Origin of the sequence: Bradyrhizobium sp. IC3195, from assembly GCF_020193585.1 — a bacterium.
Taxonomy (GTDB): Bacteria; Pseudomonadota; Alphaproteobacteria; order Rhizobiales; family Xanthobacteraceae; genus Bradyrhizobium; species Bradyrhizobium yuanmingense.
In genome coordinates, this window is record NZ_JADYVG010000038.1 from 1 (window position 1) to 24208 (window position 24208).

Consider the following 24208-nt stretch of genomic DNA (forward strand, 5'->3'; position numbering starts at 1 on the left):
CCGCAGGCTCCCCCGCAGCAAGGCGCCCCGCAGCAGGGTGCAGCTCAGCCCGCCGATCAGCAGATCCAGCTGATCTATGCGCCCTGGACCAAGTTCTGCCTCAAGGGCCAGGACGCCAATGCCAAGCAGGTCTGCTTCACCGGCAAGGACGGCCGTATCGAATCGGGCCAGCCGGTCATCGCGGCCGTGATCATCGAGCCGGAAGGCGAGCCCAAGAAGATCCTGCGCGTGACGCTGCCGCTCGGCATGCAGCTCGTGCACGGCACCCGCATCATCGTCGACAGCAACGCGCCGCTGCAGCAGCCCTATGTGATCTGCTTCCAGAACGGCTGCATGTCCGACTACGAGGCCACGCCCGAGCTCATCAACAACATGAAGAAGGGCCAGAATCTCGTTGTCCAGGCGATCAATGCCAACGGCGCGCCGCTGACGCTGCCGCTGCCGCTCGCCGGCGAATTCCAGAAGGCCTATGACGGTCCGCCGACCGATCCGAAGGTGTTCGAGGAAACCCAGAAGAAGCTGCAGGAAGAGCTGCAGAAGAAGGCCGAGGAGCAACGCAAGAAGCTCGAGCAGCAGGGTGGTGGCGCGCCCGGCGCGGCTCCGACCGGTCAGAAGTAATCGGGAGAAAATCCCGGACGTGAAAAAGGCGCTCGGTTCGAGCGCCTTTTTTGCTGGCCGACGATCACGACGATCAGTTCAGCGAGGGATTGCGCGGGCGATAGCCGCCGGCCTTGTCCTTGACGAAGATCTCGGCGACCTGGGAATGCCGGACCGGCTCGCCGGAATCGTCCGGCAACAGGTTCTGCTCCGAGACATAGGCGACGTATTCGGATTCCGCGTTCTCCGCGAGCAGGTGATAGAACGGCTGGTCCTTGTGGGGCCGCACTTCCTCGGGAATCGACAACCACCATTCCTCGGTGTTGTTGAATTCCGGATCGATGTCGAAAATCACCCCCCGGAACGAGAAGATCCGGTGGCGAACGACCTGTCCGATCTGGAATTTGGCGGTCCGCGCTTTAATCATCCCCCGTCGATAGACCAGGATTGTGGCCGATGCTAGTGCCCTCAGCTGGAATTAACCTTCGTCTCCGGGGCGGATAGCCCCCAAGCCTTCAGAAAAAACTTCAGCAATGGTCGATATCCTCAATCTGGCGCTGCCTTATTTCGGCTTGATCTTCGTCGGTTTCGCTTGCGGGAAGGTCAAGTCCATCCCGGAATCGGGGCTCGCCTGGATGAACTTCTTCCTGCTCTACGTGTCGCTGCCGGCGCTGCTGTTTGCGATCATGTCGAAGACGCCGTTTTCGGAATTGAATAACCCGCCGTTCCTGGTGGCGACGACGCTGGCGACGGTCGCGGCATTCACGCTGGCACTGGTGGTCGGCAAGCTATTCGGACGGCTGACGCTGCGCGAAGCGACGCTCGCGGGCCTCTCCGGCGGCTACGGCAATATCGGCTATATGGGCCCGGGCCTCGCACTTGCGGTGCTGGGGCCGAAGGCGGCTGCGCCGACCGCGCTGATCTTCTGCTGCGACAGCATCTTCCTGTTCACGATCGTGCCGCTCTTGATCGAGCTTTCCGACCGCGACCATCCCTCGCTCGTCCATGCTTTCGGCGTCGTGCTGAAGCAGATCGTGCTCAATCCGCTGATCATGTCGGCTTGCTTCGGAGCGGCGGTGGCGGCGCTGCATATCGAGCTGCCGGTCGCGCTCGACCGCACCATCACCTTCCTGCAGAACGCGGCCGCGCCGACCGCGCTGTTCGTGCTCGGCGTGACCGTGGCGCTCCGCCCGTTCGATCGGGTGCCGTGGGAGGTGCCGGGCGTGATCGCGGTCAAGCTGCTGATCCATCCGCTCGCGGCGTTCGCCCTGATGCTGGCGTTCGGCCCGTTCGCGCAGCCCTGGGCCGCCACCGCCGTGCTGATGGCCGCGCTGCCGCCGGCGCTCAACGTGTTCGTCATCGCCCGGCAGAACGATGCCTGGATCGAGTCCGCCTCCGTCGCGGTGCTGCTCGGCACCTTCGCCTCGGTGGTCACGCTGACCAGCGTGATGTGGGCGATCCAGACGGGACGGTTGGCGTTTCCTTGATGGTGATGAGATTGGCTTGATCTCTTCCGCGGGCCGGTGCGCTCCCTCTCCCGCTTGCGGGAGAGGGTCGGGGAGAGGGCTCTCTCCGCGTCGGGATTGTCGAGAGTGCAGAAAAAATCCCGTCGCGGAGAGAGCCCCCACCCGGCGCTTCGCGCCGACCTCCCCCGCAAGCGGGAGAGGTTGCACCGAGCCAGCGGTGAAGTCGTCCAACCTAACGCGCTTCGGAGCTACCTGCGCCAGGTCGGCGTCAGGCCTTCGCGCATGGCGAAGCGCCGGAGCGGGCCGACGGCGCCGAGGAGGTGCATGCCGACGGCGCGGACGGGCTGGAGCGGCAGGAAGTCGTTGAGCAAGGAGCGGTTGGCGATGTCGATCGCAAAGGTACGGCTCAAGATGTCCGGACGCCGCGCGCGGTCATAGCGCTTGAGCACATCGTCGGCGCCGGGATCCTGTCCCGCGGCGATGGCCTCGCCCGCGAGCCGGGCAATGTCGGCGGCATCGCGCAGGCCGAGATTGAGGCCCTGGGCGCCGATCGGCGGCACCACATGGGCGGCTTCGCCGACCAGCGCGATACGGTCGCGGCCGAAGCATTTCGGACGCTCGATCGTGAGCGGGAACAGGTTGCGGCCAGGCTCCACATTCATCCGTCCCAGGATCGAATGCGACTGTTTCTCGATCGCCGCCGACAGCGCCTCGTCGCTCAAGCCGCGCAGCCGTTCAGCCTCCGCAGGCGCTGCGACCCAGACGATGCTGGAGCGGTCGCCGGGCAGGGGCACGAACACGCAAGGCCCGTGCGGCGTGTGGAACTCGGTCGAGACGTTGCGATGCGGCCGGGCATGGCTGATGTTGAAGGTCAGCGCAGTCTGGTTCAGCTCGCGCCGCGTCACGGCGATGCCAGCAGCCTCGCGGCACAGCGAGTGCCGGCCGTCGGCGCCGACCACGAGGCGAGCGGAGAGAAACTGTCCGGACGCCGTGCGCAGCGCGACGTCGTCGGCCTCGATGACGACGCTTTCGGCCTCGTCGTCGAAGCGGACGAGATTGGGCAGCTCGGCCGCGCGCGCTTCCAGCGCCAGCATCAGCGAGCGGTTGTCGATGTTGTAGCCAAACGCATCGAGGCCGATTTCGTGACAGGAGAAGCGCACCTCGGGGCTGCGGAACAGCCGGCCGGTGTCGTCGACGAGGCGCATGACTTCCAGCGCAGCCGCCTTGTCCCTGCAGCGCGACCAGACGTCGAGGCCTTCCAATAGATCGATGGAGGCGCCGAGCAATGCGGTGGTGCGATTGTCGGCATAGGGAACGCGGCGCGCCACCAGTGCAGTCCGGGCACCCGCCTGCGCCAGGGCGATCGCCGCGGCAAGGCCGGCAGGTCCGCCGCCGATCACGGCCGCGTCATGGAGTGTCGATGCGTCTATCATGGAACGACATTTGACACGCCGGGCGGCAAATTCAAGCCCACCTATATTTCCCTGATTTTATGGCGAATTTTGCGATCGTGCGCCGCAATGGCGGATGTGCAAACCGGTCGCATTCTGATAGCAGAAGCCATGGATATTCAGCAGGATTCCCTGAAGCCGAGACCGGTGATCCGCGCCGCAGCCTTCTCGGTGCACATCTTCACCGCCTTCGGCGCGGCAATCGCGCTCCTGGCGATGCTGGAGGCCGTGCGCGAGCACTGGGCGGCGATGTTTCAATGGCTGGGCGTCGCCCTGATCATCGACGCGATCGACGGGCCGATCGCGCGGCGGCTCGACGTCAAGAACGTGCAGCCGAACTGGTCGGGCGACGTGCTCGATCTCGTGGTCGACTTCTGCACCTATGTCTTCGTGCCGGCCTATGCGATCGTCGCGAGCGGCATGCTGCTGCCGGTAGCGGCTCCCTTGCTCGGCATCGCCATCATCGTGACCAGCGCGTTGTATTTCGCCGACCAGCGCATGAAGGCCGACGACAATCATTTCCGCGGCTTCCCGGCGCTTTGGAACGCGGCCGCGTTCTATCTGTTCCTGCTGCATTGGCCGCCGCTATGGGCGACGCTGCTGGTCGCCGCGCTGGTCGTGCTGACGTTCGTGCCTTTCCATGTGCTGCACCCTGTCAGAGTGGTGCGGCTGCGCTGGCTGACGATGTCGCTGATCGCGGTCTGGGCGCTGCTCGCCTTCTACACGCTGCAAATGGATTTTCGCGTCGGCACCGGGGTGACCATCGTGCTCTGCGCCATCGCGCTCTGGATCAGCTTCAGCGATGCCTTGATCCGGTTGGCGAAATCCCTGGCGAGATTATCGGCGTGATGGAGCTGCTGACCAGCCCGGAAGCCTGGGCCGCGCTGCTCACCTTGACGGCGCTCGAGATCGTGCTCGGCATCGACAACGTCATCTTCATCTCGGTGCTCGTCTCGCGCCTTCCCGAGAAACCGGCGCAGCGCGCCCGCCAGATCGGGCTTGCGCTGGCACTGGTCTTTCGCCTCATCCTGCTCAGTCTCCTGGTCTGGCTGATCGGCCTGACCGCTCCGGTGCTCTCGATTCAGGGCTATGCTTTTTCCTGGCGCGATCTCATCCTGATCGGCGGCGGCCTCTTCCTGATCGCCAAGGCCACACATGAGATTCACGGCGAGGTCGAATCCGATCACGACGCGAGCGAGAAGGACTCCACAGGCAGCGCCTTCTTCTGGGTGATCGTCCAGATCGTGATCATCGACATCGTGTTCTCGCTGGACTCGATCATCACTGCGATCGGCATGGCCGAGGACATCAAGATCATGATCGCGGCGGTCGTGATCGCATGCGCGGTCATGTACGTTTCGGCGGGTCCGGTGGCGCGATTCGTCGCGGAGCATCCGACCACCAAGATGCTGGCACTGGCCTTCCTGGTGTTGATCGGCGTCGCGCTGGTTGCGGACGGATTCCACTTCCACATTCCGCGCGGCTACATCTATTTCGCAATAGCGTTCTCGGCGGCGGTGGAGTTCTTCAACGTGCTGGCCAGGCGCAACCGCCGGAAAGCCGCCAAGTAGTCGCGTTGGGTCGTTCCAGTCGGCGTCGAGTTGACAAGGCGGGCGCGATAGCTTTCGCTCAGCCGCACGAAGAGGAGGTCAGGTGATGACGAAAGCCATCCGTGTGCACAAGGTCGGAGGCCCCGAAGCCCTGGTCTATGAGAGCGTCGACGTGCCGGCGCCCGGGCCCGGCGAGGTGCGCATCCGCCAGCACGCGGTCGGCCTCAACTTCATCGACGTCTATTACCGCACCGGCCTCTACAAGGCGCCGGGGCTGCCCTTCATCGCCGGCAATGAGGCCTCCGGCGAGGTGGTCGCGGTCGGGCCAGGCGTGACGAATTTTCATCCCGGCGACCGCGTCGCCTATTACCACAATCTCGGCGCCTATACCGGCGAGCGCAACATCCCCTGGGAGAAGCTGGTCAAACTGCCCGATCACATCACCTACGAGCAGGGTGCCGTGCTGATGTTGAAGGGGCTGACGGTCTGGTATCTCCTGCACAAGACCTTCAAGGTCGAGCCGCATCATCGCGTGCTGGTCCACGCCGCCGCCGGCGGCATCGGCCTGCTCGCCTGCCAGTGGGCGAGGGCGCTTGGCGCGCATGTCATCGGCACCGTCGGCTCGCGCGAGAAGGCCGAGCTTGCGGAGGCCAATGGCTGCGATCACGTCATCCTCTACAACGAGGAGGATTTCGTTGCGCGCGTGAAGCAGATCAGCCGTAACGAGGGCTGCGACGTCGTCTATGACGGCGTCGGCAAGGCGACGTTCCCGGGCTCGCTGTCCTGCCTGAAGCCGCGCGGCATGTTCGTCTCGTTCGGCAATGCGTCGGGCCCCGTGCCACCGTTCGCGATCGCCGAGCTCAACAATCACGGCTCGCTGTTCGCGACGCGGCCGAAGCTCAACGATTATGTCGGCACGCGCAAGGAACTGCTCGAAGGTGCCGACACCCTGTTCGCCGCGGTCATCAACGGCAAGCTGCACGTGCCGATCAACCACGCCTACGCGCTCAAGGACGCCGCCAAGGCGCATATCGATCTCGAAAGCCGCAAGACCACCGGGGCTTCGATCTTGAAGCCGTAGCTCTTTCGGCATCGGCGGTTTCGTAGGGTGGGCAAAGGCGCGGAGCGCCGTGCCCACCATCTTCATTGCGGTGAAAAATGGTGGGCACGCTTCGCTTTGCCCACCCTACAGCACTACGCGACGCGTCTTGCCGCGCCGGCCTTGGTCAAGATCGCGTCGAGACATTCGATCATCTCGGCGATCTCGCTCCTCGTGACGTTCAGCGCCGGCATGAAGCGCAAGCTGTCGACCTGCGGGGCGTTCAGCAGCACGCCGGCCTCGAACGCCTGCGCGACGATGCCGGGTGCGATCGGCAGCTTGAGATCGAGCGCGAGCAACAGGCCGCGTCCGCGCACGCCACCGAGGCCATGCCGGGCCGAGACCTTCTGCAGGTCGCTTTCGAGCAGGAGGCCGGTCTCGGCGACCTGTTTCAGGAAGTCGGGCTTCTTGACCTCCTCGAGCACCGCGAGGCCCGCCGCGCACATGATCGGGTTGCCGTTGAACGTGCCGCCCTGGTCGCCGTGCTCGAAGCATGACGCGCGTTCGGTCGCGAGCAGGGCCGCGAGCGGCACGCCGCCGCCGATGCCCTTGCCGAGCGTCATGATGTCGGGCGCAATGCCGGTGTGCTCGTAATGGAAGAGCTTTCCGGTCCGGCCCATGCCGGTCTGGATCTCGTCGAAGATGAGCAAAAGGCCGTGCGCCTCGGTCAGCGCGCGCAGCTGCTGCAGGAACTGATCGGTCGCAGGCCACACGCCGGATTCACCCTGGATCGGCTCGAGCATCACGGCGACGGTGTTGGCGTTGATCAGGGCTTCGACCGAGCCGATGTCGTTGAGCTTGGCCTTCTTGAAGCCCGCGACCTTCGGCTCGAACAGCGGCTCGAACGCTTTCTTGCCCGAGGCCGACATCGTCGCCAGCGTCCGACCGTGGAAGCCGCCTTCGAAGCTGATGATCTCGAACGCGCCGCCTTTGTGCAGGCTGCCATATTTGCGCGCGAGCTTGATCGCGCCTTCGTTGGCTTCAGCGCCCGAATTGGCGAAGAACACTTGATCGAACGCGCTGTGCTCGACCAGCGCCTGCGCCAGCTTGAGGCTCGGTTCGTTGTAGAAGGCCGGGCTCGGCGTCAGCAGCCGCTTGGCCTGAGCTGCGAGCGCATCGGCGATCGCGGGCGGGGAATGGCCGAGGCAGTTCACGGCCCAGCCCTGCACGAAATCGAGATAGCGCTTGCGGCTGTCGTCCCAGAGGTAGGAGCCGGCGCCGCGGACGAACACGGTCTTTGGCCGTGCGGTGATGTCCATCAGCGCGTCATACGGATGCGTGGTCATGTCGTACTCCTCTGGAGGCGGGGTGGAAAAAGGGCGCAAAAAGCAGAAAGGCCGCACCTTGCGGGTGCGGCCTTCTCGAAAACTAGCTGAATTCAGTGGTTCAGCGGCGTCCTCGGACATGGCGCACCCTCTCGTCGTCGCGGGAGCGACGGCGGAGCATTTCGGTGCGCTGGTTGGTCCGGGCGTTGATCATGGGGCGCGTCCGTACAGCCGAATGGCAGGACTTGTCAAGCAGGCATTTTGCAAGTTGCTCGCCGAGCGTGTATCGGTCAGGTCGGGTGGGCGGCTTCCTCGGCCTCTTCACCGCCCCAATCCGCGTCCGCGATCGCGGTGTCGATCAGCTCGCCGCGCAGCAGTTTGAGCGGCGAATTCCAGTACCGCGCGATGTTGTGGAAGGGGTCGGTCAGCACCTTGAACACCCAGACCAGGCCCGTCGTGACGTCGCGGGTGGCGAAGAGCTGCAGCATGCGCGCAAGTCCGCCGCCGATGCCGATGGCGAGCCAGAGCGCGCCGACATGCCGGATGAAATCGAGGCGGGACGCCGGCGCATCGAACAATCCGAACAATGTCGGAAAAGCGAACAGCGCCAGCGGCGCGCTGCCCCAGACCAGCAGCAGCACGATCTTGCGGGTCTGGTTGTAGCCGACCTTGACCGCTTCCTTGTAGTGGTTGCTGACGTCGTTGACGGCGTCATAGCCGTTCGGCTCGAAGAAGAAATGCCCGGTCTGTCGCGTCAGCATCGCGAGCCAGCCGACGATGCCGGCGAGAGCAGGGTCCTTGATCAGCAGGGCGTAGCAGCCGAGGAAGATGACGGCGCTGATCAGGTGCAGCGTCTGGTTGACGGTGCTCTGGTGGTAGAAGCGGTAATCGTCGAAGCGCTGCGTGCGCAGCATGTCCGAGAGGCGGCTCATCCTCATCCCTCGCTCGCGTTGAAGACGCGGGCAGAGTTAGGCCGAGTCCGTGACCGCTGCGTGAATGCATTATAGTGTCACATTCCTAACGTGACGCTTACTCCGCGCCATAGTGCGAGAACACATCGGCGATGCCGGCGTTGATCGCCTTTGCGGCCGCGATGTCGCGCTCGGCGCCTTCGCTGTCACCGTTCTTGCGCTTCGCCAGTCCGCGGCCGTAGAGCGAGCCGTCGAGCCCCGGCTTGATGCTCAGCGCCGCATCGTAATCGGCGATCGCCGCGTCGAGGTTGCCGAGCTTGAGATGGGCAAGGGCGCGGCTGTCCAGCGTGTAGGCATCGTTGGGAGCCATCTTGAGCGACTGCTCGCAATCGGCCAGCGCCTCCTGCAGGCGGCCGACGATCGCGCGGGTGAAGCAGCGCGAATTGAACACGTCCGCGTGGTTCGCATTCGCTCTGATGGAGCGGTCGTAATCGTCGAGTGCCAGCGCATAATCGTGCGTATCGAAATACATGTTCGCGCGCGCATAGTAGTCGCGGTCGTTGTTCGGACTGAGATCGACCGATTTGGCGAAATCGGCCAGCGCTCGGGGGCGGTCGCCGCGGTCGCGATAAATGCGGGCGCGGTTGCCGTAGGCCGGCCCGTAGTTCGGGTCGAACTTGATCGACAGATTAAAGTCCGCAAGTGCACGCGCATCGTCGCCGTGGTTGCTGAAGGCGGTGCCGCGATTGAAATAGGCGAGCGCGAATTTCGGATCGAGCTTGATGGCCCGATCGTAGTCGGCCATCGCGAGCTCGTAAGCGTTCTTGTGAATGTAGGAGTTGCCTCGGTTGTTGAAATAGAGCGGGTCGCGGGCGTTCAGCCGAATGGCGCGCGTGTAGTCGGAAATGGCGCGATCGGCGTCGCCGAGATCGTCATTGGCGATGCCGCGATTGTACAGGATGTCGGGATCCTTCGCACCGAGGTCGATGGCACGGCTGAAATCCGCCACGGCGCGCTCGGGCTCGCCACGTCGCCGAAACATTTCGCCGCGATTGGCGAGCGCGTGCACATCGTCGGGATTGGCCTTGAGCAGGGCCGAGCAGCCGGCGAAGCGCCGGTCGTCACTGCCTCCGCCGTCATTTGCGAAGCACCACTGGCGAGCCTGCGCGGCGGATGGTGATCGTGCGTCGGCGGGGGCCGGCAGCGCGAGCAGGGTTATCGTCAGGCCGAGTGCGGACCGCTTGAGGAGAATCCCTGACGTTTCATCGTGTTTCATTGTTTCTCGCGTCGAAACCATTGCGCCTCTAGCGCGTTTGTGATCGAAGGACGCGACTTGGTTCGAACCGAATGCATCACCGCCCAGACCAAGAAGGCGGGACCAACCAGATAGCTCAAAGCCTTGTCCGATACGCCCTATCCGATCGATCTCGACAGCATTCGCGGCGCGTTTCCGCCTGGCATCGAGGCGCCGCCGCTGCTGGTCGACTTTGCGGCCTGGCTGAAGGGGCGTCCCTGGGGCAGCGTCGGCTGCTTCTCGCTGCAGGGCCAATTCTCGGACTCCGCGCCGATCGTCGACGGCAGTTCCTTGCGCGACCGGTTCTCGCTATTCATGCGCCTGCCTGACGGCTCGGCCGTTGGCGGCTGGTATGGCGCGGGTCTTGATCGTGACAATCCACCGATCGTCGGGTTGGGATCCGAGGGTGACTACGAATTGCTGGCGCCGAGCCTCGATGCGCTGCTGACGAGGCTGACGTCGCAGCAATTCGACAGGGCCTGGAGCGATCTGAAGCCGCATGACGACGTCGAGCCTCAGACCGTCGAACTTGCGCAATGGCTCGCTGGACAGCCCGTTGGCGACAAGGCGGCGTGTGACGACGGGCCCCCGGAGCTGCCTGATTTCCGCGGCTTCATGGAAAAATGGAGCCGGGACCGCGAGGACTATTGGGCTAACCATCGCATGATGGCCGAACTCGGCTGGCGGCTGGCCGCCCATCTGCCCAAGGGCAAGAATGCCTGGGATAAGACGCGTTTCGAGGTCGCAATCGTCGGCAAGCAATACCAAGCGCGCGTGCTGACGCGCGGGCCGCAGCCGTTCGAGGAAGCCGCTTCGATCGAATCCCTGCTGCGCGAGCTGCGCGAACAGATGTGGAAGGCTCAGCCTGAGCTCGGGTTATGGTACGCGATGAGGTTCGGACTCTACACCGACGGCCGCGTCATGCCGAGCTTCGAATACGATGTACGCCCGACCATCGACGGCGAACCGGCATTGCTCTCCGAGGCGAAAGCCGATCTCGCCCGTGCACCAAGGCCGGAGCGCTGGGTGCCGAAATGGCTGGCGTGATTGTCTCCACACTGTCATTGCGAGCGTAGCGAAGCAATCCAGACTGTTCCCGCGGAGGGATTCTGGATTGCTTCGCTACGCTCGCAATGACGGAACGCGGTCAGAACCCCGCGACGCTGCCGTGCAGATCGTATGCGTCGGCGCGCTCGATCTTCGCCGTGACGATCTCGCCGACGCGCAGCGGGCGGCGGCTCGTCAGGTACACCGCGCCGTCGATCTCCGGCGCATCGGCTTTGGAGCGGCCCTTGGCGACGGTCGGGCCGACCTCGTCGATGATGACCTGCTGCCGCGTGCCGACCTTGCGCTTCAGCCGGCGCGCCGAGATCTTCTGCTGCCGGGCCATCAGCGCGTTGTAGCGCTCCTGCTTGACCTCTTCGGGCACCGGGTTTTCGATCGCGTTCGAGGTGGCGCCGGCGACCGGCTCGTATTTGAAGCAGCCGAGGCGATCGATCTCGGCTTCGTCGAGCCAGTCGAGCAGATAGGCGAAGTCGGCATCGGTCTCGCCGGGGAAGCCGACGATGAAGGTCGAGCGCAAGGCGAGATCGGGGCATTCCTCGCGCCAGCGCTTGATCCGCGCCAGCGTCTTGTCCTGCGCCGCCGGACGCTTCATCGCCTTCAGCACCTCGGGGCTCGCATGCTGGAACGGGATGTCGAGATAGGGCAGTACCTTGCCCTCGTTCATCAGTGCGATGACCTCGTCGACATGCGGGTAGGGATAGACATATTGCAGCCGGACCCAGGCTCCCAACTCGCCGAGCTCGCGCGCGAGGTCGAGGAATTTGGCGCGGACCTGGCGGTCCTTCCACGGGCTCTCGGCATATTTGAGATCGACGCCGTAAGCTGAGGTGTCCTGCGAGATCACCAGGAGCTCTTTGACGCCCGCGCCGACGAGGCGCTCGGCCTCGCGCAGCACGTCATCGGCTGGGCGCGAGACGAGGTCGCCGCGCAGCTTCGGAATGATGCAGAAGGTGCAGCGGTTGTTGCAGCCCTCGGAAATCTTCAGATAGGCGTAGTGGCGCGGGGTCAGCTTGATGCCCTGCGGCGGCACCAGGTCGAGATGCGGATTGTGCGCCGGCGGCAGCGCGCGGTGCACGGCGTCCAGCACGCTCTCATATTGCTGCGGGCCGGTGATGGACAGCACGCCCGGATAGGCCTGCTCGATCGCTTCCGGTTCCGCGCCCATGCAGCCGGTCACGATCACCTTGCCGTTCTCGGCTATGGCCTCGCCGATCGCCGAGAGCGATTCCTGCTTGGCGCTGTCGAGGAAGCCACAGGTGTTGACGATGACGATGTCCGCCCCGTCATGCTTGCGGGCGAGCTCATAGCCCTCCGCGCGCAGCCGCGTGATGATGCGCTCGGAATCCACCAAGGCCTTGGGACACCCGAGTGACGTGAATGAAATGCGCGGCGCTCTGTCCATGTAATCGCCTGGAGCCTATCTGAATTGTCTGGATTTGCGATCCAAGTAATTGAACCGATGGCGAAATTCAACAACTAACGTATGCGGCGCGTGGCTAAAGCAGTACGCGCGCGTAGTTGGCGTCGTGATCGGCCAGTCACCAGCGACGGTATTACTGACTGACGGTTCCTGGTCTGGAAGCTCATTCGGATCGAGCGAGTGGAGGATCCGAGGTGAATTGCTCGAACACGCCCGTTTTGGTTGTTATTCGGTTTCTTGCTTGATTTCACGGAGCTTTACCACGATGCGCCGCTTCATCTTCGGCTTGGCTTTCGTTACCGTTTCCTATGGCGCCATGTTTCCGGCCCGCGCTGAAGTCGACAAGATCATCCATGTCTGCGATCGGCAGGAACGATTGTGTCCGGAATTCAGGCCTCGCGTGAAGGCACCCGACGGGTGGACGAGGGATGAGGCCGCGAGTCTCAAATACGGCGCATCGATGTTCGTTCCTAAAGGGAAGACATTCGGTAAAGCAGAAGCAATCATCTATGCCGAAGGCCGCTATAACGAGGACCGGACCGAACTGGTTCAATGGATCGCAACGAGTGATAAGGATTGGGCGACGACATCCGGCGACCATGCCAAGATCACTACGCTCCCCTCGGTCAACCCGAAGGTCATCATCAACCGCTACGACAATCCATCCTTGAAGGACCAGCCGGTTGAAGTGATCGCGCATTACGCTGATCTCGACAAGGACGGCAATTCCTACGTCGTGCGGCTAGCGGTCTCCGGCCGCACTGAGGCGGCGGTGCTGGCCGCGGTGCCACTTCTCGACAAGATGATCGTTGGCGCGAAGATTCCGTGAGAGCATGAGTTCTGCTTCGCAGCTGAAGGCTGCGCGAGCGTTTTCTTGCGGGAGGGCGGCACGGAGAGTTTACATTCGTCGTGTCAGGGACACCCGAGCGACCCGAAGCTGACCTTGGGCGCAGCCGTCTGATCCATATCTAATCTGCCTGATTGACCGGCCTGAGCTAGTCCCAATTGCCCATAATTACAACCCTTTGCAGGGCGATCCGGCGTGCTATGGATGAATCAGCTGCCGTGAGTGAGCCATGAGCGCCGAACAGTCGCCCAAAATCGTGATCGTCGACGAAAGCCCGATCCGGGCCGCGATCCTGGAGGAGGGATTGCGCGAGGCCGGGTTTACCCAAGTCGTCCATATCAGCGAGATGCAGAGCCTGCTGGCCCGTATTTATGCGGCGGACCCCGACATCATCGTGATCGATCTCGAAAACCCCAGCCGCGACGTGCTGGAGGCGATGTTCCAGGTCAGCCGCGCGGTGAAGCGGCCGGTCGCCATGTTCGTCGACCAGAGCGATTCAGCCTCGATCCAGGCCTCGGTCGAGGCGGGGGTGTCGGCCTATATCGTCGACGGGCTGAAGAAGGAGCGCATCAAGCCGATCCTCGACCTTTGCGTGTCCCGTTTCAACGCCTTTGCCAAGCTCCAGGAGGAACTGGAGCGCACCAAGTCGCAGCTCGAGGACCGCAAGATCATCGAGCGCGCCAAGGGCATTCTGATGAAGGTGAAGGGCCTGACCGAGGACGAGGCCTATGTGCTGCTGCGCTCCACCGCGATGCGCGAGAAGAAGAAAATCGGCGAGATCGCGCAGTCGATCATCACCGCGTCGGAGATGCTGAAATGACCGTCCCCCTCCGCATCGGGTTCATTCCGCTGGTCGATGCCGCCGCGCTGATCGTCGCGGTCGACAAGGGCTTTGCCGCCGCCGAGGGGCTCGAGGTCGAGCTGGTGCGCGAGGTCTCCTGGTCCAACGTCCGCGACAAGCTCAATATCGGCCTGTTCGATGCCGCGCATCTGCTCGCGCCGGTGGCGATCGCGTCCTCGCTCGGCCTCGGCCACGTCAAGGTGCCGATCGCCGCGGCCTTCAATCTCGGCATCAACGGCAATGCCATCACGGTGTCGCCGGCGCTCCATGCCGCGCTGATGGAGGAGATCGACGGCGATCGCTTCGACCCGATGGCGACGGCGAAAGCGCTGGCGAAGGTGGTTGCCAAGCGCCGCACGGCAGGGGCCGAGCCGCTCACCTTCGGCATGACCTTCCCGTTCTCCACCCACAATTATCAATTGCGGTTCTGGATGGCGGCGGCGGGCGTCGATCCCGACGAGGACGTGCGCCTCGTGGTGCTGCCGCCGCCCTACATGGTCGACAGTCTGAAGAACGGCCATGTCGATGCGTTCTGCGTTGGCGCGCCCTGGAACTCGGTCGCGGTCGATCTCGGTATCGGCCATATCCTGCATTTCGTCGCCGACATTCTGGTCCGTGCGGCGGAGAAGGTGCTGGCGATCCGCCAGACCTGGGCCGACAAGAACCCGGACGTGGTTGCAGCCCTGGTGCGGGCAGCCGTGAAGGCCGCCGAGTTCATCGAGCATCCCGAGAACCGGACCGAGGCGGCGCAGATCCTGGCGCAACCCGAACGGATCGGCGTCGACGCCGAGGTCATCCAACGCACCCTCACCGGGCGCCTGAAGATCTCGCCCGATGGCACCTTCCGCGAAAGCGGCCGCTACCTGCTGGTCGGACGCGAAGGGGCAGGGCGGCCGGATCCGGTCCAGGCCGCCTGGCTCTATGCGCAGATGGTGCGCTGGGGCCAAACGGCGCTCACCCCCGACGGGGTCAAGACGGCGATGGCGGTGTTCAGGCCCGATCTCTACGACGCGGCGCTCGGCAACAGGGCGCCGCTTGAGGCTCCCGCAGCGTTCGGCGCCTTTGCCGGTCCGGCCTTCGACCCCGCCGATATCCGCGGGCATCTCGAGGCCTTTGGCGTCGGGCGCTGGAAGGCCTGATTCGCGGCTGCTTCGCTTTTGAGCATCTAAGATCCTTGGCTAATGTTTGAGCTGGCTGCTCGTATTTCGGGAGAGTTCCCAAGCCGGCAGTTTCCGGGTCCCATCGTAATTATCTGAAACTTCAGTGGTTTTTATTTCAACCAAGCTGGCACGCAACTTGTATGTTGCGCTGCGGCCAGCTTGTCATAGGTGCCTGCTGAGCCAAGTCCCGCAGCAACGAAGCTGATCGGACCGTGGGTGACGAAGCCGGCTCCTGAGCCAGCCTGACGTTCCTCGCGGGTCGCCCAATCCGTCGAAGCCACCGAAGGTGGCCGCAGGAGCTTCGTTACACACCATGAAAATCGATACGGTCTCAGTCGACTTTACCGACGAGCAGAAACGCTATCTCGAAGGCTTCACGACCGGCCTGCAGATCAGCCGCGTCGGCCGCGGCCTTGGTGGTGGCGGCAGCAGCAAGGCGAATGCCGAGCCTGTGGGTCCCGATGCCGTGCACATCAAGGCGCAGGACAAGGTGATCGCATCGGGCAAGAAGCTCGCCGATCAGGAGAAGGTCAAGCGCGACGAGCACCCCTTCGACGCCTATCCGCGGCTGCGCCAGCAGGCCCTCGACAACACCCCGCCGAGCCCGGCGGACAATTTCCGCTGGCGCTATTACGGCATCTTCTATGTCGCGCCGACGCAGGACTCCTACATGTGCCGCCTGCGCATCCCGAACGGCATCATGAAGCATTGGCAGCTGTCGGGCCTTGCCGATCTCGCCGACGAGCTCTGCGGCCCCTACAGCCACGTGACGACGCGCGCCAATCTCCAGCTGCGCGAGATCCCGCCGAAGCACGCGATCAGAATGATCGAGGGCATCCAGGAGCTCGGCCTGTGCTCGCGCGGCTCCGGCGCCGACAACATCCGCAACGTGACGGGAACGCCGACCGCCGGCATCGATCCGCAGGAAATCATCGACACGCGGCCCTATGCCCGCGAGTGGCACTACCACATCCTCAACGACCGCTCGCTCTACGGTTTGCCGCGCAAGTTCAACGTCGCCTTCGACGGCGCCGGCCGGATCGCGGTGCTTGAAGAGACCAACGACATCGCCTTCACGGCCTATGAGGTAAAGGACGGTTTCGGCGTCGAGCCCGGCGTCTGGTTCCGGCTCGGCCTCGGCGGCATCACCGGTCACAAAGACTTTGCGAAATATTCCGGCATCATCGTCAAGCCGGAGCAGGCGACCGCCGTCGCCGACGCCATCGTGCGCGTGTTCATCGAGCATGGCGACCGCACCAACCGCAACAAGGCACGGCTTAAATACGTGCTCGACGCGATGGGCCATGACGGCTTCCTCAAGCTGGTCGAGGAGCGGTTGAAGACGCCGTTCACGCGCGTGCCGGAAGAGGCGTTCGCGCCGCGGCCCGCGGCGGACCGCATGGCCCATATCGGCGTGCACAAGCAGAAGCAGGACGGCCTCAACTGGATCGGCGTATCGCTGACGCTCGGCAAGCTCACCTCCGATCAGATGCGGGGCCTCGCCAAAGTGGCGCAGGATCTCGGTGACGGCGAGATCCGGCTCACGGTCTGGCAGAACCTGTTGATCTCGGGCGTGCGCGACGCGAATGTCGAGCTCGCCATTGCCGCGATCAAGCAGATCGGGCTCGCGGTCGAGGCCTCGCACATCCGCGCCGGCCTGATCGCGTGCACCGGCAATGCCGGCTGCCGCTTCGCGGCGTCCAACACCAAGCGCAATGCCGCCGAGATCGGCGACTGGTGCGAGCCGCGCGTCGCGATGGACAAGCCGGTGAACATCCACCTGACCGGCTGCCATCATTCCTGCGCGCAGCATTACATCAGCGACATCGGACTGATCGGCGCGCGCGTGCCCGTGAACGAGGAGGACACCGTCGAGGGCTATCACCTCTTCACTGGCGGCGGGTTCGGCCCCGACGCCGATGTCGGGCAGGAGGTCTATCACGACCTCAAGGCCGAGGACGCGCCGAAGACGGTCGAGGCGCTGCTCAAGGCCTATCTCGCCCACCGCGCCTCGCCCGACGAAACCTTCCTCTCCTTCGCGCGCCGCCATGACGGCGAAACGCTGCGCAAGCTTGCCGATGCACAGGTGTCCGCATGAACCAGATCACGCCTCCGCCGAAACTCGATATCATCCCCGCCAGCGCCCCGTTCTCGGATGCGCAGCGCTCCTGGCTGAACGGCTTCTTTGCCGGGCTTTTGTCGCCTGACGTCGCAACGCCGCTGTCGGCAGAGCAGGGCGCCGCCGTCATGCAGGCCGGTGACGGCGACGACGGCGAAGCGCCGTGGCACGACCAGACCATGCCGATCGCCGAGCGGATGAAGCTTGCCGAAGGCCGTCCCTTGCGCCGCAAGATGATGGCGGCGATGGCACAGCAGGATTGCGGCCAGTGCGGCTACAATTGCCACGATTATTCGGAAGCAATCGCGAGCCGTAGCGAAGCGCGGCTCAATCTGTGCGTCCCCGGCGGCAAGGAAACCGCGCGGATGCTGAAATCGCTGTACGAGGAGCTCGACAAGGCGCCCGCGGCCAAGACCACCGACAAGAGCACCGACAAGGCCGGCGCTCCGGCGCCGGCTGTGACCGTGACGATCGCAGAGCCCGGCCGCTCGCGGGACAATCCGATCCAGGCGACCTTCCTGTCGCGCCGTCTTCTCAACAAGGGCAAGTCGGAGAAGGAGACCTATCACATCGAGTTCGATCTCTCCGAGGGCAAGCTCGACTATGTGGTTGGTGACAGTTTTGGCGTCTTCCCGCGCAACGACGTCGGCCTCGTCGACCAGATCATCGCGCTGCTCGGCGCCTCCCACACGACCAAAGTCAACGGCAAGACGCTGCGCGAGGTGCTGATCGACGACGTCTCGCTGTCGCCGGCGCCCGACACGCTGTTCGAGCTGATCTCCTTCATCACCGGCGGCGCGCAGCGCGAGAAGGCGCGGGCGCTGGCGCAGGGAGAGGATCCCGATGGGGATGCCGCGACGCTCGACGTGATGGCGGCACTGCAGAAGTTTTCCGGCACGCGGCCGCATCCCGAGGCCTTCGTCGAGGCGCTGGAGCCGCTGCAGCCGCGGCTCTACTCGATCTCGTCCTCGCACAATGCGACGCCGGGAAAGCTGTCACTGACGGTGGACTCGGTGCGCTACGTCATCGGCAAGCGCAGGCGGCTCGGCGTCGCCTCGACCTTCCTCGGCGAGCGGATCAACGAAGGCGAGAAGCTCAAGGTCTATGTGCAGAAGGCGCACAATTTCGGCCTGCCGCAAGACCCGAAGACGCCGATCATCATGGTCGGTCCCGGCACCGGCATCGCGCCGTTCCGCGCCTTCCTGTTCGACCGCAAGGCGACCGGCGCGCCCGGCAAGAACTGGCTGTTCTTCGGCCATCAGCGCAGCGATTGCGATTTCTTCTATCAGGACGAGCTCAACGCCATGAAGACCTCCGGGCTTCTGACGCGCCTGTCGCTGGCCTGGTCGCGCGACGGCGAGAAGAAGTTTTACGTGCAGGACCGCATGCGCGAGGTCGGCCGCGAATTGTGGACCTGGCTCGCCGAGGGCGCGCATCTCTACATCTGCGGCGATGCCAAGCGCATGGCCAAGGACGTCGAGCGCGCGCTGGTCGACATCGTCGCCCAGTTCGGGGCACGTTCGACCGATGAGGCCGTCAGCTTCGTCGCCGAACTCAAGAAGACCGGCCGCTTCCAGGCTGACGTGTATTAGTCGGACGACTCCCTCTCGGGGTTGGGCGTCATCCGATTGTCATCCGTCCCGGTTCCAACTGGCTTGGATTCTAACGAATAAGATTCTCGGAACCTGCTGGTGAAGAGAATTTGCACCTGCGATGGGGGGCCTCCGGAGAACCCCCATCGCTATTTCCGCCACCGTCTTGCCTCCCGCCCTGGTTGATCCTTCATACTCCCGCAAATGGGGCGTTGGAGATCGACCATGCGCGAACTATCGGCGGAGGCCAGGCTGCACTTCTACGCGCGCTCGCTCTCGCGCCGGACCGGGGCGAGCATGCACCACGTTGCGATGTACAGCGCGTTTGCGGTGATCGCGGCGATCGTGTTCGGGACGCTGTCGGTGCACCCGTTTTGATGTGTCTGCGTAGGGTGGGTTAGCCGAAGGCGTAACCCACCACTTGTATGGCTGCAGCAGAAGAGGTGGATTACGCTTCGTTAATCCACCCTACGATACCGACCCTGCTCACGCTCCGCGCTTGAACGGCGCCACATCGATCCCCGCAGCTTTCAACGCCTGCCGCACACCGCGCGCGATCTCGACCGCGCCGGGCGTGTCGCCATGGATGCAGACCGTATCCGTGCGCATGTTGATGACCTTGCCTGTGACCGACACCACCGCGCCGTCCTGCACCATGCGCACGACGCGGTCGGCGATCGCCTTGGCATCGTGCAGCACCGCGCCGGGCTTCTTGCGTGAGACGAGGTTGCCGTCATCCTCATAGGCGCGGTCGGCGAACACCTCGTGCACCATCGGCAGGTTGGCGTCTTCGCCGGCCTTCACCAGCTTCGAATTGGCGAGCACGACGAAGATCAGGCTGGGATCCACCGCCTTGATGCCGGCGGCGATCGCCTTCGCCGTCATGTCGTCCTCGCAGGCGACGTTGGAGAGCGCGCCGTGCGCCTTCACATGGGTGACTTTGTAGCCGGCCGCGGTCGCGATCGCCTGCAACGCGCCGATCTGATAGGCGACGAGGTTCTCGATCTCGGAGGCCTTGAGCCCTGCGATCGGATGCCGGCCGAAGCCGTGCAGGTCGCGATAGCCGGGATGCGCGCCGACCGAGACGCCGCGCGCCTTCGCAAGCTCCACCGTCCGGCGCATGATGTCGGGGTCGCCGGCATGGAAGCCGCAGGCGACGTTGACCGAGCTTGCCAGCTCGATCATCGCGGCGTCGTTGCCCATCTCCCACGCGCCAAAACCTTCGCCGAGGTCGCAATTCAGATCGACTGTCTTCATGGGTTGCTCTCCGCCTCTGGTCTTGTTGTCGCTTACGGCTCCGCCGTGACCTGCCACGTCCGGGAATCGACCGCGCTGACCGCATAGCCCGCTACGTTAGCATCGCTGAGCGCCTCGATGTTGAGGGCGACGATATCGGAGGAGCGCAGACGATCGGGCAGGCTGCGGATCGCTTGCGCGAACTTGCGCGCCTCGTCCTGCGCTTCGGCCATGCTGACCGCCTTGAAGCGGAACGCGGTTCCTGCCGAGGTCTGGGCGAGGCGGCCGATATCGGCCGTGATCACGGTTGCGATCTTCGGATAGCCGCCGGAGGTGCCGCGATCCATCATCAGCGCGATCGGCGCGCCGTTGCCGGGCACCTGGATGCTGCCGTTGACCGTGCCGTCGGAGACGATGTTGTGGCCGTGGAGATGCTTGATCGCAGGGCCTTCGAGCCGGTACCCCATGCGGTCGGAGGTCGCCGAGATCTTCCATTCGCTATCCAGGAACAGCGCCTTGTTGGCGTCGTCGAATTCGTCGTCCTGAGGCCCTAGCAGCACGCGGATCGGACCTCTCGCCGGCTTCGGCAGCTCGATGCGCAGCTCCGGTGCACCGCTCGCGGCATCCACAGTGAATTCGTCGCCGGCCTGGAGCGGGCGTGGGTAGGGGCTGCCGAGGCCGGCGCGGGCGTTCACCGCGAGGCTGCCGAAGACCTTCTCGCCCTTGATGGCGCCTTCGATCGCGAGATAGGTGAAGGCGCCGCCGCGGGCAAAGCCGAGCGTCAGCGTCTCGCCATCCTTGAGCGTCACCGAGGTGTCCATCGCGACCGCGCTGCCGGCGATGTCCGCATTGCGCGGCGCGCCCGATATCGCCACGCGCACGGCGCCGTCGCGGGCGGTGAAGGAGGCACCGAACGGGCCGATCTCGATGGCGGCCGCGAACGGCTCGTTGCCGACCAGCGTGTTCGCCGCCGCAAGCGACAGCCGGTCCATCGCTCCGCTCACGGTCAAGCCGTAGCGCTGCGCGCCGTGGCGGCCGCCGTCCTGGACCGAGCTGGCAGGGCCGATGCTGGCAACCACGAGCCGGCTCATGCGTCCACCTGCTCGGCGACGATCTCGCCGGCTTCCGCAGCGCGGTCCATGTCCTCGAATGTCTTGTGGTCGATCGGGTAGAACGTGACGCGGTCACCGGGCTCGGTGAGGAAGGTCGGATTGCGGTGGAGCTGATAGGTTCGCACCGGGGTGCGGCCGAGCAGGTGCCAGCCGCTCGGGGCGGCCAGGCACTGGATGCCGGCCTGGACGCCGCCGATCGAGATCGTGCCTGATGGCGTCAGCAGCCGTGGCGATTGCCGCCGCGACATGTGCAGGAATTTGTCGAGACCGCTGAGATAGGACCAGCCCGGCGTGAAGCCGATCATGGCGACTTTATAGTCGCCGCGCGAATGCCTGACGACGATGTCATCCGGCGTGGTGCCCAACGTCTTGGCGACGTCCTCGAGGTCGATGCCGTGCTCGCCACCATAGGCGACGGGAACGCGCCAGCGGCGCGCTTTGGTGACCGGCGGCAGCGGCCGGGTGGCGATCGGGAGGATCTTTTCGCCCAGCGCCTCAAAGCCGATCTTGCCGGGATCGTAATGGACCAGCAGCGAGCGATAGGTCGGCACCGTCTCGGTGATGCCGTCGATGGGTGTCGCAGCGAGCGCCTTGTCGAGCGCCAGCACGCGCTGGTTGGCATCGTCGTCGATGGTGCCGCTGAACTCGACCGTGACGGCACTGTCGCCGCTGGGCAGAAGGCGGGGCGGGGGAAGCGTCGCGGCCATTGAGCTGTCAGAGCGCTGTCGTAATCGGGCTTCTCGGGAATGCGGGCTCGACCTTGAGTTCCGCTTGTCCCTGCTTCGCGTAAATGTGCCCACAAGTCCAATAAATTAATGCAAGGGGAAGCGATAAAGCCTTGTTATCGCATCGCATAACGGCGCTGCGGCCCTGCGTAATTGCTAGCCTCTTGGCCCTTGACGCAAAGCTCGCGGCTCGCAAGATGCGCGCGTTCTGTCCCGCACCTTGGAGCTCGTTCTCGTCCATGTCGCTGTCCCCCGAAGCCCGCAAGACCCTCGCCGGCATCACCACCGCCACCATCACCACGGTCCTGCTGAAGAAGGGGCTGCGCAATGTGTGGATGCGCGGCGCGCGGCCGTTGCGGCCGGGCCTGCCGCGGCTGGTGGGGCCGGCCTTCACGCTGCGTTTCGTGCCGGCGCGCGAGGATCTGGCGACGCCGGAATCCTGGTCGTCGCCGATCTCGACCCGCACCGCGATCGAGGCGATGCCGGAGGGCTGCATCGCCGTGGTCGATGCCATGGGCATCACCGATGCCGGAATCTTCGGCGACATCCTTTGCGCGCGCATGGTCAAGCGCGGCGTCACCGCGCTCGTCACCGACGGCGTGGTGCGTGACGTCGAGGGCGTGCTCGGCACCAATTTGCCGGTGTGGTGCGACGGCTATGCCGCGCCGCCGTCGGTCGCGGGCCTCACTTTCGTCGGCTGGGGCGAGCCGATCGGCTGCGGCGGTGTGGCGGTTTTCCCGAACGACATCGTGGTCGCCGACCAGGACGGCTGCGTGCTGATCCCGCAGGCGATGCTCGACCACGTCCTCAATGAGGGCGTCGAGCAGGAGCGGATGGAAGCCTGGATCGTCAATGAGGTGAACAACGGCGCGGTGCTGCCGGGCCTCTATCCCATGAACGCCGAAACCAAGGCGCGCTACGCCGCCAGCAAGAAGTAACGGACAAAGGAACGAGGACCCTCATGGACATCACGCTCGCCGGCACGCGGCCGACCCGCCGCGCGCCGAAGGAACACTTCACCGGCACCGTGTGGCAGGACCCCATCAACATGGCGCCGGCGCCTGCACGGCTGAACGTCTCGCGCGTCGCATTCGAGCCGGGCGCGCGCACCAACTGGCACCACCATCCGCTCGGGCAGACGCTCTACGTGATCTCGGGCGTCGGCCGCGTTCAGACCAAGGGCGGCCCGGTCCAGGAAATCCGTCCCGGCGACACCGTCTGGATTCCGCCGGGTGAAGTGCACTGGCACGGCGCATCGCCGACCAACGGCATGTGCCACATCGCCATGCAGGAAGCGCTCGACGGCGTCTATTCGACCTGGCTGGAGCCGGTCACCGACGCGGAGTATGGCGCGGCGGTGGGCTGACTCTCGTGTCCCGGACAAGACGCATCGCCCAAGGCGATGCGTCGCCGATCCGGGACCCAGATCTTCGACCCACTGAGAGCACTGGGTCCCGGCTCTGCGCGGCAACGCTTCGCGCTGCCGCTTGTCCGGGACACGGCACCTAAATCTTCTCCGCGGTCCAAGTGCCCGTGCACATGGCGCCGCGCCAGGTGCCGGAGCCGGACGCGCCGCTGAGCCGGCCGAAGCCAATGGCACGCTTGATGCCGGTGCTCAGGGTGACCTTGATGTTGCCGGCCTCGGCGACGCGTCCCGACGCCGTCACCGCGGCGCTGCTCGAGGCGATCTGGCCATTATTGATGCCGATGGAGACAGTCGCGCCGTTGCCGCAGGCCTGGCTTGATGAAGCAATGCGGACGTTCCACGCGCCATCGAACGTGCTTGTCGCAGCGTCGGCCTGCGCGAGCGGGACAGCGATGACGACGGCGGTGGCGAATAGAGCCTTGCGAAGCACGTTCATGACACGCCCCTGTGGTTGACCATGCGGGGGACCGTGACACGTGCGCGGAACCGGCAATGTGAGGGCTGTCACGTGCGCAGGAGGCTGTGTGAGCCTGCGCACGCCGGCACGGCAGGGCGCAAAAGCAAAGGGACCCGCATCGCGGGCCCCTTGTCTGCGTAAGAACGATCAGGCGGATCTCAGTTCACCCGCGTCCAGGTCTGGCCGCCGCAGAACATGCCGCCGAAGGCGCAGCCCTGCACGCGCAGCCGGTCGGTGCCCTTCATGGCGATCGTCGAATCGTAGGTCGAGCCCGAGTTGGGATCGAGGATGCGGCCCGACCATTTCTGGTCCTTGCCCGCCTTCATGTTGATCAGCACCTGCTCGCCGTTCTGGTTCGACTTGCTGTCGACCGAATAGCCGCAGAGGTTGGTGCCGCATTGCTCGATGCGGACCTTGCCTTCCTTCTCCTCGGTGAGCCAGACGCCGATCGGCGAATTGAGGTCGCGCGTCGGCGCAGTTGCAGGTGCAGGCGGCACTGCGGCCGCCTGAACGCGAGCGGGAGCAGGCGCAGGTGGCGGAGGCGGGGCCGGCGGAGCCGCAGCCACGGCCGGGGC

Annotated in this window: 25 protein-coding genes; 14 read left to right on the top strand and 11 right to left on the bottom strand. The window is 64.8% G+C overall.

What is annotated here, in order from left to right:
* Window positions 1-618: invasion associated locus B family protein (locus I6F09_RS35900; RefSeq protein ID WP_225190122.1), on the top strand; the 618-nt coding region annotated here is incomplete at its 5' end.
* Window positions 619-691: 73 nt separating this feature from the next.
* Here the strand turns inward: I6F09_RS35900 and hspQ are convergent.
* Entirely contained in the window at window positions 692-1024 is a 333-nt protein-coding gene (gene hspQ, locus I6F09_RS35905; protein ID WP_024341905.1) for a heat shock protein HspQ, read from the bottom strand.
* Between the two features lie 106 nt (window positions 1025-1130).
* Between hspQ and I6F09_RS35910 the strand changes: the two genes are divergently transcribed.
* A complete protein-coding gene (locus I6F09_RS35910) occupies window positions 1131-2084 on the top strand; it encodes an AEC family transporter (RefSeq protein WP_225114988.1) in 954 nt (317 codons plus the stop codon).
* Window positions 2085-2311: 227 nt separating this feature from the next.
* Here I6F09_RS35910 and I6F09_RS35915 read toward each other — a convergent pair whose 3' ends face one another.
* The gene (locus I6F09_RS35915; protein ID WP_225190123.1) at window positions 2312-3496 is read right to left on the bottom strand and encodes a UbiH/UbiF family hydroxylase; all 1185 of its coding nucleotides are present in this window, start codon (window positions 3494-3496) and stop codon (window positions 2312-2314) included.
* A gap of 129 nt (window positions 3497-3625) precedes the next feature.
* Here I6F09_RS35915 and pcsA point away from each other — a divergent pair, with 129 nt between their 5' ends.
* The 3 genes from pcsA to I6F09_RS35930 all read left to right on the top strand — a co-directional run bounded on the left by pcsA (window position 3626) and on the right by I6F09_RS35930 (window position 6145).
* Window positions 3626-4363 (top strand): phosphatidylcholine synthase, encoded by a 738-nt coding sequence (gene pcsA, locus I6F09_RS35920; RefSeq protein WP_225145716.1) that lies wholly within the window; start codon window positions 3626-3628, stop codon window positions 4361-4363.
* Entirely contained in the window at window positions 4360-5085 is a 726-nt protein-coding gene (locus tag I6F09_RS35925) for a TerC family protein (protein ID WP_036012482.1), read from the top strand. Before pcsA ends, I6F09_RS35925 begins: the two co-directional genes overlap by 4 nt.
* Before the next feature lie 85 nt (window positions 5086-5170).
* Complete coding sequence (locus tag I6F09_RS35930) at window positions 5171-6145, top strand: quinone oxidoreductase (RefSeq protein WP_036012480.1); 975 nt, start codon at window positions 5171-5173, stop codon at window positions 6143-6145.
* 113 nt (window positions 6146-6258) lie between these two features.
* Here I6F09_RS35930 and I6F09_RS35935 read toward each other — a convergent pair whose 3' ends face one another.
* The 3 genes from I6F09_RS35935 to I6F09_RS35945 form a co-directional block, all read right to left on the bottom strand.
* Window positions 6259-7449: an acetylornithine transaminase gene (locus tag I6F09_RS35935; protein ID WP_225138363.1), complete on the bottom strand. Its 1191-nt coding sequence runs from the start codon at window positions 7447-7449 to the stop codon at window positions 6259-6261.
* Between the two features lie 269 nt (window positions 7450-7718).
* A complete protein-coding gene (locus I6F09_RS35940; protein WP_225190124.1) occupies window positions 7719-8360 on the bottom strand; it encodes a hypothetical protein in 642 nt (213 codons plus the stop codon).
* Window positions 8361-8457: 97 nt separating this feature from the next.
* Window positions 8458-9615 (bottom strand): tetratricopeptide repeat protein, encoded by a 1158-nt coding sequence (locus I6F09_RS35945; protein WP_225190125.1) that lies wholly within the window; start codon window positions 9613-9615, stop codon window positions 8458-8460.
* Between the two features lie 123 nt (window positions 9616-9738).
* Here I6F09_RS35945 and I6F09_RS35950 point away from each other — a divergent pair, with 123 nt between their 5' ends.
* Window positions 9739-10680 carry a hypothetical protein gene (locus I6F09_RS35950; RefSeq protein ID WP_225190126.1) on the top strand — a complete coding sequence of 314 codons (942 nt, stop codon included), beginning with the start codon at window positions 9739-9741 and terminating at the stop codon, window positions 10678-10680.
* Between the two features lie 100 nt (window positions 10681-10780).
* On the opposite strand, the gene rimO is transcribed toward I6F09_RS35950, so the two are convergent.
* On the bottom strand, window positions 10781-12100 hold the full coding sequence (gene rimO, locus I6F09_RS35955) for a 30S ribosomal protein S12 methylthiotransferase RimO (protein ID WP_225190127.1): 1320 nt from the start codon (window positions 12098-12100) through the stop codon (window positions 10781-10783).
* 283 nt (window positions 12101-12383) lie between these two features.
* Here rimO and I6F09_RS35960 point away from each other — a divergent pair, with 283 nt between their 5' ends.
* The 6 genes from I6F09_RS35960 to I6F09_RS35985 all read left to right on the top strand — a co-directional run bounded on the left by I6F09_RS35960 (window position 12384) and on the right by I6F09_RS35985 (window position 19055).
* Window positions 12384-12947, top strand: a complete 564-nt coding sequence (locus I6F09_RS35960; protein ID WP_225190128.1) for a hypothetical protein — start codon at window positions 12384-12386, stop codon at window positions 12945-12947.
* Window positions 12948-13194: 247 nt separating this feature from the next.
* The gene (locus tag I6F09_RS35965; protein WP_036012463.1) at window positions 13195-13785 is read left to right on the top strand and encodes an ANTAR domain-containing protein; all 591 of its coding nucleotides are present in this window, start codon (window positions 13195-13197) and stop codon (window positions 13783-13785) included.
* Window positions 13782-14945, top strand: coding sequence for a CmpA/NrtA family ABC transporter substrate-binding protein (locus I6F09_RS35970; protein ID WP_225190129.1), 1164 nt, complete (start codon window positions 13782-13784; stop codon window positions 14943-14945). Before I6F09_RS35965 ends, I6F09_RS35970 begins: the two co-directional genes overlap by 4 nt.
* A gap of 334 nt (window positions 14946-15279) precedes the next feature.
* On the top strand, window positions 15280-17064 hold the full coding sequence (locus tag I6F09_RS35975) for a NirA family protein (RefSeq protein WP_225190130.1): 1785 nt from the start codon (window positions 15280-15282) through the stop codon (window positions 17062-17064).
* Window positions 17061-18677, top strand: coding sequence for a sulfite reductase subunit alpha (locus tag I6F09_RS35980; protein WP_036012449.1), 1617 nt, complete (start codon window positions 17061-17063; stop codon window positions 18675-18677). Before I6F09_RS35975 ends, I6F09_RS35980 begins: the two co-directional genes overlap by 4 nt.
* A 225-nt stretch (window positions 18678-18902) precedes the next feature.
* On the top strand, window positions 18903-19055 hold the full coding sequence (locus tag I6F09_RS35985) for a hypothetical protein (protein ID WP_036028094.1): 153 nt from the start codon (window positions 18903-18905) through the stop codon (window positions 19053-19055).
* Window positions 19056-19163: 108 nt separating this feature from the next.
* Here I6F09_RS35985 and I6F09_RS35990 read toward each other — a convergent pair whose 3' ends face one another.
* From I6F09_RS35990 to I6F09_RS36000, 3 genes are read right to left on the bottom strand one after another with little or no spacing between them, the layout of a single operon-like run.
* The gene (locus tag I6F09_RS35990; RefSeq protein ID WP_225190131.1) at window positions 19164-19934 is read right to left on the bottom strand and encodes a 5-oxoprolinase subunit PxpA; all 771 of its coding nucleotides are present in this window, start codon (window positions 19932-19934) and stop codon (window positions 19164-19166) included.
* A 32-nt stretch (window positions 19935-19966) separates the two neighbouring features.
* Window positions 19967-21004 carry a biotin-dependent carboxyltransferase family protein gene (locus I6F09_RS35995; protein WP_225190132.1) on the bottom strand — a complete coding sequence of 346 codons (1038 nt, stop codon included), beginning with the start codon at window positions 21002-21004 and terminating at the stop codon, window positions 19967-19969.
* Window positions 21001-21732, bottom strand: a complete 732-nt coding sequence (locus I6F09_RS36000; protein ID WP_225190133.1) for an allophanate hydrolase subunit 1 — start codon at window positions 21730-21732, stop codon at window positions 21001-21003. Before I6F09_RS36000 ends, I6F09_RS35995 begins: the two co-directional genes overlap by 4 nt.
* 257 nt (window positions 21733-21989) lie before the next feature.
* Here I6F09_RS36000 and I6F09_RS36005 point away from each other — a divergent pair, with 257 nt between their 5' ends.
* A complete protein-coding gene (locus I6F09_RS36005; protein ID WP_036012452.1) occupies window positions 21990-22688 on the top strand; it encodes a ribonuclease activity regulator RraA in 699 nt (232 codons plus the stop codon).
* 23 nt (window positions 22689-22711) lie between these two features.
* Window positions 22712-23116, top strand: a complete 405-nt coding sequence (locus I6F09_RS36010) for a cupin domain-containing protein (RefSeq protein ID WP_036012436.1) — start codon at window positions 22712-22714, stop codon at window positions 23114-23116.
* 139 nt (window positions 23117-23255) lie between these two features.
* Here the strand turns inward: I6F09_RS36010 and I6F09_RS36015 are convergent, their stop codons facing one another.
* Together I6F09_RS36015 and I6F09_RS36020 are read right to left on the bottom strand one after the other, a co-directional pair.
* The gene (locus I6F09_RS36015; protein ID WP_036012434.1) at window positions 23256-23612 is read right to left on the bottom strand and encodes a hypothetical protein; all 357 of its coding nucleotides are present in this window, start codon (window positions 23610-23612) and stop codon (window positions 23256-23258) included.
* Window positions 23613-23791: 179 nt separating this feature from the next.
* Window positions 23792-24208: DUF2147 domain-containing protein (locus I6F09_RS36020; protein ID WP_225190134.1), on the bottom strand; the 417-nt coding region annotated here is incomplete at its 5' end.

What these genes read in the sequence shown, in the direction of transcription:
- hspQ (WP_024341905.1), bottom strand. Translation starts at nt 1,024, where the DNA reads ATGATTAAAGCGCGGACCGCCAAATTCCAGATCGGACAGGTCGTTCGC.
- I6F09_RS35910 (WP_225114988.1), top strand. Translation starts at nt 1,131, where the DNA reads ATGGTCGATATCCTCAATCTGGCGCTGCCTTATTTCGGCTTGATCTTC.
- I6F09_RS35915 (WP_225190123.1), bottom strand. Translation starts at nt 3,496, where the DNA reads ATGATAGACGCATCGACACTCCATGACGCGGCCGTGATCGGCGGCGGA.
- pcsA (WP_225145716.1), top strand. Translation starts at nt 3,626, where the DNA reads ATGGATATTCAGCAGGATTCCCTGAAGCCGAGACCGGTGATCCGCGCC.
- I6F09_RS35930 (WP_036012480.1), top strand. Translation starts at nt 5,171, where the DNA reads ATGACGAAAGCCATCCGTGTGCACAAGGTCGGAGGCCCCGAAGCCCTG.
- I6F09_RS35935 (WP_225138363.1), bottom strand. Translation starts at nt 7,449, where the DNA reads ATGACCACGCATCCGTATGACGCGCTGATGGACATCACCGCACGGCCA.
- I6F09_RS35940 (WP_225190124.1), bottom strand. Translation starts at nt 8,360, where the DNA reads ATGAGCCGCCTCTCGGACATGCTGCGCACGCAGCGCTTCGACGATTAC.
- I6F09_RS35945 (WP_225190125.1), bottom strand. Translation starts at nt 9,615, where the DNA reads ATGAAACACGATGAAACGTCAGGGATTCTCCTCAAGCGGTCCGCACTC.
- rimO (WP_225190127.1), bottom strand. Translation starts at nt 12,100, where the DNA reads ATGGACAGAGCGCCGCGCATTTCATTCACGTCACTCGGGTGTCCCAAG.
- I6F09_RS35960 (WP_225190128.1), top strand. Translation starts at nt 12,384, where the DNA reads ATGCGCCGCTTCATCTTCGGCTTGGCTTTCGTTACCGTTTCCTATGGC.
- I6F09_RS35965 (WP_036012463.1), top strand. Translation starts at nt 13,195, where the DNA reads ATGAGCGCCGAACAGTCGCCCAAAATCGTGATCGTCGACGAAAGCCCG.
- I6F09_RS35970 (WP_225190129.1), top strand. Translation starts at nt 13,782, where the DNA reads ATGACCGTCCCCCTCCGCATCGGGTTCATTCCGCTGGTCGATGCCGCC.
- I6F09_RS35975 (WP_225190130.1), top strand. Translation starts at nt 15,280, where the DNA reads ATGAAAATCGATACGGTCTCAGTCGACTTTACCGACGAGCAGAAACGC.
- I6F09_RS35980 (WP_036012449.1), top strand. Translation starts at nt 17,061, where the DNA reads ATGAACCAGATCACGCCTCCGCCGAAACTCGATATCATCCCCGCCAGC.
- I6F09_RS35985 (WP_036028094.1), top strand. Translation starts at nt 18,903, where the DNA reads ATGCGCGAACTATCGGCGGAGGCCAGGCTGCACTTCTACGCGCGCTCG.
- I6F09_RS35990 (WP_225190131.1), bottom strand. Translation starts at nt 19,934, where the DNA reads ATGAAGACAGTCGATCTGAATTGCGACCTCGGCGAAGGTTTTGGCGCG.
- I6F09_RS35995 (WP_225190132.1), bottom strand. Translation starts at nt 21,004, where the DNA reads ATGAGCCGGCTCGTGGTTGCCAGCATCGGCCCTGCCAGCTCGGTCCAG.
- I6F09_RS36000 (WP_225190133.1), bottom strand. Translation starts at nt 21,732, where the DNA reads ATGGCCGCGACGCTTCCCCCGCCCCGCCTTCTGCCCAGCGGCGACAGT.
- I6F09_RS36005 (WP_036012452.1), top strand. Translation starts at nt 21,990, where the DNA reads ATGTCGCTGTCCCCCGAAGCCCGCAAGACCCTCGCCGGCATCACCACC.
- I6F09_RS36010 (WP_036012436.1), top strand. Translation starts at nt 22,712, where the DNA reads ATGGACATCACGCTCGCCGGCACGCGGCCGACCCGCCGCGCGCCGAAG.
- I6F09_RS36015 (WP_036012434.1), bottom strand. Translation starts at nt 23,612, where the DNA reads ATGAACGTGCTTCGCAAGGCTCTATTCGCCACCGCCGTCGTCATCGCT.